Origin of the sequence: Paenibacillus cisolokensis, assembly GCF_018403665.1 — a bacterium.
Lineage (GTDB): Bacteria > Bacillota > Bacilli > Paenibacillales > Paenibacillaceae > Paenibacillus_AH > Paenibacillus_AH cisolokensis.
Window position 1 is genome coordinate 1 of sequence record NZ_BOVJ01000022.1, and the last position, 8856, is coordinate 8856.

7 protein-coding genes and 1 pseudogene are annotated in these 8856 nt (G+C 57.1%); 1 reads left to right on the top strand and 7 read right to left on the bottom strand.

The window, feature by feature from the left end:
• Positions 1 to 92: 92 nt before the first annotated feature.
• The 6 genes from PACILC2_RS27780 to PACILC2_RS27790 form a co-directional block, all read right to left on the bottom strand.
• Positions 93 to 1787 carry an alpha-amylase family glycosyl hydrolase gene (locus tag PACILC2_RS27780; protein WP_213527496.1) on the bottom strand — a complete coding sequence of 565 codons (1695 nt, stop codon included), beginning with the start codon at positions 1785 to 1787 and terminating at the stop codon, positions 93 to 95.
• The gene (locus PACILC2_RS03315; RefSeq protein WP_062493450.1) at positions 1784 to 2623 is read right to left on the bottom strand and encodes a sugar ABC transporter permease; all 840 of its coding nucleotides are present in this window, start codon (positions 2621 to 2623) and stop codon (positions 1784 to 1786) included. The genes PACILC2_RS27780 and PACILC2_RS03315 overlap by 4 nt, the downstream gene beginning before the upstream one ends.
• Positions 2620 to 3459, bottom strand: coding sequence for a carbohydrate ABC transporter permease (locus PACILC2_RS28395; protein ID WP_307860331.1), 840 nt, complete (start codon positions 3457 to 3459; stop codon positions 2620 to 2622). Before PACILC2_RS28395 ends, PACILC2_RS03315 begins: the two co-directional genes overlap by 4 nt.
• Positions 3453 to 3932, bottom strand: a complete 480-nt coding sequence (locus PACILC2_RS28400) for a hypothetical protein (RefSeq protein WP_307860329.1) — start codon at positions 3930 to 3932, stop codon at positions 3453 to 3455. The genes PACILC2_RS28395 and PACILC2_RS28400 overlap by 7 nt, the downstream gene beginning before the upstream one ends.
• 108 nt (positions 3933 to 4040) lie before the next feature.
• Positions 4041 to 4739: an extracellular solute-binding protein gene (locus tag PACILC2_RS27785; protein WP_280515261.1), complete on the bottom strand. Its 699-nt coding sequence runs from the start codon at positions 4737 to 4739 to the stop codon at positions 4041 to 4043.
• Positions 4637 to 5410 (bottom strand): sugar ABC transporter substrate-binding protein, encoded by a 774-nt coding sequence (locus PACILC2_RS27790; RefSeq protein WP_280515262.1) that lies wholly within the window; start codon positions 5408 to 5410, stop codon positions 4637 to 4639. The genes PACILC2_RS27785 and PACILC2_RS27790 overlap by 103 nt, the downstream gene beginning before the upstream one ends.
• Positions 5411 to 5839: 429 nt before the next feature.
• Between PACILC2_RS27790 and PACILC2_RS03330 the strand changes: the two genes are divergently transcribed.
• Positions 5840 to 6865: a LacI family DNA-binding transcriptional regulator gene (locus PACILC2_RS03330; RefSeq protein WP_062493456.1), complete on the top strand. Its 1026-nt coding sequence runs from the start codon at positions 5840 to 5842 to the stop codon at positions 6863 to 6865.
• Positions 6866 to 7065: 200 nt separating this feature from the next.
• Here the strand turns inward: PACILC2_RS03330 and PACILC2_RS29145 are convergent.
• A pseudogene (locus PACILC2_RS29145) lies at positions 7066 to 8815 on the bottom strand (alpha-glycosidase).
• Between the last annotated feature and the right edge of the window lie 41 nt (positions 8816 to 8856).

An 8856-nucleotide genomic window follows, 5' to 3' on the forward strand; every position in this document is an offset into this window, starting at 1 on the left:
GAAGGGGCGGTCCCCAGGTCATTCAAGACCTTTTGGGACAGCCCCTCAATCTGCAATTGTGCAGGCCGATGATTGCGCGGCCGCCGTTAATTTCAAGGTTTCAGCAGGACGGAACTGTACGGAGGCAGCTCCAGCTTGCCGTCCGCCAGCGACGTCCCTTCCTTGCTCCGCTCTGCGATGCGCGCGAACGGCACGGTTCCGTTCGCCTGCAAATCGACGACTTGCGCATCGCCCGTCATATTATGAACGACAAGCGCCATATCGTCGTCCCGTACGCGAATGAAGCCGGCTACGCCGGAGTTTGCGATCGGGAAGGCGGCGATGCCGCCGTCGCCAAGCAGCGGCTCTTCATTGCGCCACTTGAGCATCGTCTTGTAATGATTCAGCAGCGAATCCGGATCGGCAAGCTGCTCCTCGACCGAAACGCCCGGCTGCCGGTGATACGAAGGCTCCCAGTTCGCTTCTCCTTCCGCATCGCCGGATGCCGACCACGGCATCGGCTCGCGGATCCGTTCGTCCGGCTTCGCGCCGTGCATGCCGATTTCCTCGCCATAATAGACGAACGGGTTTCCCGGCAGCGTCAACAGCAGCGATGCGGCCATTTTGGCGCGATCGACGTTGCCGGCCAGCTCGCTCATCACCCGGTTCTGATCGTGATTGCTCAGGAACGGCGCATCGACGAACGATCCGCCCGATCGTGTGCCATACGTCTCATACATGCGGTTCAGCACGCCGGCCAGATCGGGCGCCCGCTCCATCCGGGTCGCGCCGATCAACAGCGACGCCAGGTCGAAATTGAATCCGGAATCCAGCGCCCGGTCCAGATAAGGCGCGACGACGTGCGGCGCATCCCATACTTCGCCGATCAAATAGACGTCGGCGTTCACCTCCTCCATGCCGCTGCGGAACTGCTGCCACCATTCGACGTTGCGTTCCGACGTCTTCGGATCGGCGGCCGATGAAGCGAAATCGCCGTATATATGTTTCGCCGCATCGAGCCGAAACCCGTCCACGCCCTGATTCAGCCAAAATTGTCCGATCTTGATCAGTTCCCGGCGGACGGCCGGCTCGTCGAAATTCAAGTCCGGCATCCCTTCCCAGAAGACGCCCAAATAGGTCGAATCCCCCCGTTTATGCCATACTTGCTGGCCCCACGGACCGGCTTCGCCGGTATCCAGGTTCCGATCCTCGGCCCAAACATACCAATTCCGATATTTGCTGCCGGTTCCGCCGGCCGCATCGAGGAACCACGGATGTTCCCGGCTCGTATGGTTGACGACGAGATCCATCACGATTTTGATGCCGCGTTTGTGCGCTTCTTCCGTCAAGCGGCGCAAATCGTCCAGCGTGCCGTAATCCGGGTTGATATCGTAATAATCGGTGACGTCGTAGCCGTGATAGCTCGGAGAAGGCTGAATCGGCATCAGCCATATGCCTTTGAAGCCAAGATCGGCCACATAATCCAGCTTGTCGATGACGCCTTGCAGGTCGCCGATGCCGTCACCGTCCGAATCGTAGAACGACCGTACGAAAATTTCGTAGAAGGCGCCCGTGCTTGCGCCCATCCGGGTCTGCGCCGTCTTGATGACGAAAGGCTTGGCAGCGGCGTCATTCGCCTCGCCCAGCACGCCGTCATCCGTAATCCCCGCAGCGCTGTCCGCAGAATCAGGCGGCAGGACGGCCGGCGGGTTCGCTTCGTCCGAGCAGCCGATCAGGAGGCCGAAGGCAACGGTCAACAGCAGCCATGCGAGCGCTGCCCTCGCATGCCGCTTGCGCCCCCGCCTCATCCTTTGTCCGTCCCGGCCGTCAGGCCTTCGACGAGGAATCGCTGGCAAACCATGAACAGCAGCGTAATCGGAACGGCCACCAGCACGCAGCCTGCCGCAAATATCGTAAATTGCGTCGACGTATTCGTATTGACCATATTGTACAACCCGACGGCCAGCGTCAGCTTCTCGTTGGTCCTAAGCACCGTCTGCGCAAAGATGAAATCATTGAAGGCGCCGGCAAACGATGTGACCGACAAAAAGACGATAAGCGGGCGGGACAGCGGCAGGAATATTTTGAAAAATACGGTCCAATGGTTCGCGCCGTCGATTCTGGCCGACTCCTCCAGACTTCGCGGAATCGTATCGAAGTACCCTTTGACAAGCAGATAGCCCATCGCTCCGCCGGCCGAATAGACGAGCATCAAGGCGGAATGCGTGTTGAGCAAGTTCATATTGAGCAGCAAAATATAAATCGCGACCATCGTCAAAAACGAAGGGAACATGCCGAGCACGAACAGCCCGCTCATCAGGCTCTTTCGCCCCGCAAACCGAAACCGCGAAAAAGCGTAGCCGGTCAGCAGGACGAACAGCGTGCCGAACAGCATGGACACGAACGCGATTTTGAGCGTATTGACGTACCACTGGGCGAATTCGAATCGGGTGAACAGGCTGCGGAAATGTTCCAGCGTCCACTTCTCCGGCAGCAGCGTGTCGCTGAACAGCGACGTGCCTTCGCGAAAGGCGGAAAATATGATCCACAATGCCGGATACACGGTAAAGACGGCAATGAGCAGCAACAGAAGATGGCTGATGAGCAGCCACAATCCTTTGCGCAACCGGGCACTGCTATTCATCGCAGCAAATCATCCTCTCTGAACGCGCGCGTGCGGCGGAAACTGTGTATCGACAAGCTGGCGATAATGAGAAACAGAATGATGCCGACGACCGAGGCGAAGTTATATTTGCCGTTGCTGATCGACAAATTGTACAGCCACGTGATCAAAATGTCCGTGCTTCCCGCAAACTGGTAGTCGCTGTTCACCGGACCGCCGCCGGTCATCAGGAAGATGACGTTGAAATTGTTAATATTGCCGGCGAATTGGCCGATCAAGATCGGCGAGAGCGCGAACATGACGCTCGGCAGCGTAATCGCCTTGAATTTCTGAAACGGGCTCGCCCCGTCGACATCGGCCGCTTCGTACAAATCGCGCGGAATCGTCGTCAGAATGCCGATGATCAGCAGCATGGAAATCGGAAAACCGAGCCACATGTTGGCCAGGACGACCGTCACTTTCGCCCAGATCGGATCGGACATCCATTCCGGACCCGTAATGCCGAGCCGGCCCAAATATTGATTGATCGGACCGAACTGGGAATTGAACATATTGCGGATGATCAACAGGGACAGAAAAGCCGGAATGGCAAAAGGCAGCATAAAGATCGTGCGCCACATGGCGCGCAGCCGGATGCCCTTCTGCTGTACGAGCAGCGCGACCGCGAAACCGCCGAAGAACGTCGTCGCCGTCGAGACGACCGCCCATACGATCGTCCAGCCGAGCACGCCGTAGAAGGTGCCCGTCCATTTGCTGAGCGAGAACATATTTTTGAACGAATCGAAACCGATCCAATCGACCAGATTGGCCGGAGGCAAATAATTGGGCGACGAGTAGTTGGTGAAGGCGATCAGCACCGAGAACAAAATCGGCAGCACGCTGAAAAAAAGACGAACAACAGCGGCAGCGTGATAATGATGAAAGGAAACTTCCAGGTCAGCACATAATGAAAAGTTTCCCGAATGTTGTGAAGCCGCTTCCCTTCTTCCCGTTCTTTCCCCCTGCGGTAAGCGTCCGCCACATTGCCGATATGAATGGCGACGAACACCAGAACCGCGAAGACGACAATCAGACCTTCGACCATCAGAAAAATCGAATGATCGCCCGGCGTCACGACATATACTTTGCCGACCAGCTTCATCTGCTGTTTCGTTTCTCCCAGCGTCACGAGTCCCCAGATCGCCCCGCCCAGTCTCGTGGAGGCGTAGAATATGCCCGCAACATACAGCAGGAACAGAATCGCTCCTTTCGCGTACTGCCTGTTGTATATTTGCCCCAATCCCGTCGCGACTGCCGAAAGCGCGGCTGCGGTGATACGATGCCGACGCATACGCTTGCTCCCCCTCCCGAATGGGCCGTCACCCGCACGAAGACGGCGGGTGACGGCGCTTAAGTTAACCGGCCGCCGATGCGCCTCGAGGCTGATCTGCGCCTGTCGTCATTGCTGCAATTGCGATATGGACGTCTTCATATTTTCCACCGTTTTGTCGAGCGTCTGCTTGACGTCCGCCCCATCCCAGATCGGTGTGAAGAGCGCCCCCATCGTATTCGACCAGAACGCATCCATCTCGACGATCGAAGGCATCGCTTCCGTATATTTGAACTGCTCCAGGAACGCCGCCGCGATTTCGTTGTTTTTGATCGCTTCGTTCTGATCCATGCCGTTGCGGGCCGGAATAATTCCGGTCAATTCGTAGTTTTTCACCATCGCTTGCTCCGACGTTACGTAATGGATGAACAGTTTGGCCGCATTCGGATATTTGCTGAACGAGCTGACGAGATAGCCTTTGACGCCCGCAAACGCGATCGGCCTCTTGTCTCCCGGCATCGGCGGCAGCGGCACGGCCCCGACCTCAAATCCAAGCTTCTCCGTCGTAAAATTGCTCATCTGCCAGACGCCGTCCATATTGATGGCCAACTTCTGCTTCTGGAACAGGTCGGTCTTCAGATCGTTGGTCGCATCCGCCACTTTGATCGGCACGACTTCGCGCATGCTTTGGAAAAATTTCATCCCTTCCACCGCGCCTTCGTTGTTCAATCCGATATCGGTCGGATCGGTGCCCTTGTTCCCGAAGACATAACCCCCGTAGCCCGCAATGAACGAGTAGTTGAAATACGAATCGTCAAGCTTCCACAAGATGCCGAACCGGTTGGCGGGTCGTTGAACGATTTGGCGAAAGCCTTGATCGATTCCCAGGAGGCGAGGTCTTCGGGCTTCACTAGGCTTTTGTTGTAATAAAGCAGGTAAGTCTCCACGTTGCGGGGCGTACCGTACAGCATGCCGTCATGCGTAAACGCTTCCACTGCGGGCGCGACAAAATTGGCTATCGTATCTTCCGCATACCAGTCGTTCGGCAGGACGACGCCCGCCGCAATCGCCCGTCCGAGCGCATCGTGCGGCATGACCAGCACGTCCGCCCCGACGCCCGCGGGGCCGTCCTTCTTGATCTTCTCGATCTGATCGTGGGCGTTCACTTCCTGCAGCTCGACCGGAATGTTGTACTTGGCCGTAAATTCCGCAATCATCGCCTCGAGAAACGGCTTTTCCTCCTTGCCCTCCCATACGATCAGCTTGGCGCCCCCTTCCGGAACGATGTCATCGCCGGCCGCTTCCTCTCCGGCGCTTTCCTCTCCGGCCGTCTCCTCACCGCCCGCTTTCTCCGAACCGCCGCCTTCATTCGCCGTGCCGCCAGCTTGCGACTCCCTGTTCGCCGGCTTCGGATCGCCCGATCCTCCCGCACACGCGGCCAGCGAGAAGACGAGAAAACAGACGATCAACCAAATTCCCCTTTTGCCGATTTTCACCATAACGACTCCTCCCGCAAAATGATAGTTTGATTTCGCATGCTGCCTGTTCTTGTGATTGCCTGTACTGTTCATGCGCAAACGTTTTCTATCAGCCGCATTCCAGTTGTCCGATATTGTCTATTCCACCGTGTTTTGGCAATGAAAACGTTTTATATTGCGCATTCATCATACAATAAAGCGGCATGGTTTGTGAAAACGTTTGTACTGCGTAAAAAGACCGGTTTTCTTTCAAAATCATCTTATGATTCGTTGGTTTGTATGTTTTTCTCATTTTTTCATTATTTTTCTATTTAGGTCTGTTTGATGTCTCTTTACGTCCTTTAGCCGTATTTACTTTCCGTCTGTGAATGCGTTATCATAATTGTCAGTGCAGTTTGCTGCTTACGCAATCGTTTGCACTCCAACCCAGATCGAATAAGGTGGTTGCCCATGCCTGTCACGATTATCGATGTCGCCCGCAAGGCCGGCGTTTCGCCGTCAACCGTTTCACGGGTCATCTCCAACAATCCCCGAATCAGCAAGGAAACGGCGGATAAAGTCCGGCGGATCATGAAGGAGCTCGGTTATCATCCGAACGAGATTGCCAAAAGCCTGGTTTCCAAAACGACACGCACGCTCGGCATCATATTGCCCCGCCCGGCGGACGAGCTGTTTCAGAACCTGTTTTTCTCCGAAGTGATCCGCGGCATCGTGGCGCATGCTTCGCGTTCCGGCTACGATTTGCTGATGGCCGCCGGCACATCCGGACAGGAAGAGGTGGACGCGATCGCACGCCTGGTGAACGGCCGCCGCGTCGACGGCATCATTCTTCTCTATTCGCGCCGGGACGACCCGCTGATCGCCTATTTGGCCGAGCGCAGCTTCCCGTTCGTCTTGATCGGGCGCAGCGAGCAGTACCCGCAAGTGCTGTCCGTCGACAACGACAACGTACAGGCGGCCTATGATGCCACGCGCCATCTGATCGCGCAGGGACACGAACGAATCGGCTTCGTCAGCGGCCCTCCCAATCTGATCGTGTCCAAAGACCGGATGGAAGGGTACGTCAAAGCGCTGGCCGACGCCGGCCTGCAAGCCGATCCGGAATGGATCGTGGAAGGCGAGTTTTTGCAGGAAAGCGGCTACCGGGCCATGTCCTACTTCATGAACTTGCCGAAGCGGCCTACGGCGCTTGTCGCCATCGACGACATCGTCGCCTTCGGCGTGCTGCGCGGATTGTCGGAGCTCGGGTTCCGGGTTCCCCGCGATCTGAGCATCGTCGGCTTCAACAATCTGTCGCTTTCCGAGCTGGCGACACCTCCTTTGTCGTCCATCGATATCGGCATCTATCAAATCGGCTACACCGCCTCCCAGACGCTTATTCGCGCCGTTCGCGAAGAAAGCGGTCAGTTGCAGCCGATTATTATCCCCCACAAGCTCGTCGTGCGCGAATCCTCCCTTCCGCCCGCGGACGCTTAAGGCTGTCCTGCGGCTAGCAGATATGAAAAAAACAACCCCGCCTTCTCAACATGAGAAAACGGGGTTGTTTCTTTAGAACGGCAGCGTTCTAAAAAAAGCATTGCCCTCAGGTTGTTTGTCGATCGTATGAAGCTTCAATTCAATCGTATTATGAGGGCAAGTCAGTTGTCAATCGTTTTTTATGCAGCCGGAAACGGGCGTCAAACTCGTTTGCTCCGCAACACCTTGTATCCGTATGGCGGCAAGCTGCAGACAAGGTTGCCGCCTGCGGCCGCCACAGCCTCGCCGCTCAGCGCATCGGTCCATTCCGTGCCGGCCGCCGGCAGCCTGAAACCGGCCTGCCGCCCGCCGCGATTGATCAGGATGACGAACCGCTCGCGCTCGTCATAGCGCTCGTATGCGAGCGTCGACGATCCCGGCTCCGCCTGCAGGAAGCGGAATCCGCCCGTTCGAAGCGCCCGGTGGGACAGGCGCAGCCGGATGAGCGCCCGGTAAAAGGCGAGCTGCTCCCGGTCCTGACGGGCTTCATCCCATTCCATGCATTTGCGGCAGCCCGGATCGTAGCCGCCGTCCAAACCGACTTCATCCCCGTAGTAGACGCACGGGACGCCGACGAACGTGAACTGAAACAGCACGGCCAGTCGGGCGAGCCGGCGGTCTCCGCCGCATCGCGTCAGCAGACGGGGCGTATCGTGGCTGCCGACAAGATTGAACGACGCCTCGTTCACCTGGGCCGGGTAACTGGCGAGCAGCGCGCCGATCGCCGCTGCGAAGCCGGCGCTGTCGATTTCCCGCGAAGCGAAAAATCGATGACCGTATTCGTGAACGGGTAGTTCATGACGGCGTCGAACTGGTCGCCCTGCAGCCACGGCATCGCGTCATGCATAATTTCGCCCAATATATAGGCGTCCGGATTGGCCTTCTTGACCGTCTGACGGAATTCCCGCCAAAATTGATGATCGACTTCGTTTGCGACGTCGAGCCGCCAGCCGTCGATGCCGATTTCGTCCATCCAGTATGAAGCCACCTTGAGCAGGTAATCGCGGACTTCCGGGTTGGACGTGTTCAGCTTCGGCATGATCGGCTCGAACGCGAACGTCTCGTACGTCGGGACGCCGTCCTCGATCCGAAGCGGCCATTTCCGTACATGGAACCAGTCCTTATAGAGCGACTCCTCCCCTTTCTCGATCACGTCGACGAACGGCGCGAACTGCCTGCCGCTATGATTGAACACGGCATCCAGCAATACCCGTATCCCTCTGGCATGACATTCCCGCACCAGCGTCTTGAGCGTTTCGTTCGTGCCGAAATGCGGATCGACCCGGAAATAGTCGGACGTATCGTATTTGTGGTTCGTCGTCGCCTCGAACACCGGCGTAAAGTAGATCGCATTCACGCCGAGTTCGGTCAAATAATCGAGACGGTCGATCACGCCCTGCAGATCGCCGCCGAAGAAGTTTTCGGCGTCGGCTCGCCGCCCCACGGCTCCGTCCCGTCGGGATCGTTCGACGGATCGCCGTTGGCGAACCGTTCCGGGAAAATTTGATAGAACACCGCATCTTTTACCCATTCTGGCGGCGCGATCCGGTCGGTCTCGTGCAGGTAAGGAAAGTCGAACGCGCCTTTGTAATACTGCGGGGTCAGCTCCGTATCGAATCCCGCCTCCGAATAATAGACCGTCTTCTCCCCGTCATGCAGCGCGAAACGGTAGATGAGCCGTTTATAAGGCGGTCGGACCCGCGCCTCCCAATAATCGAACAGCGCGTCCGATACGCCACGCTCCATGTCGATTTCCATATTCGTCCGTTTCCAATCGTACTTGTCCCCGCACAGCAGCCGAACCCGCTGCACATCCCCGCGCGCGGTGCGCAGCCTGATATGCAGCGTTTCGGCATCGTAAGCGTAGGACCAGTTCTGCTTGATGCGATGGTATACGGCTTGCAGATTCATTTCCGAACACTCCTCGTATAGTATGTTTAGAATCTTCTTTT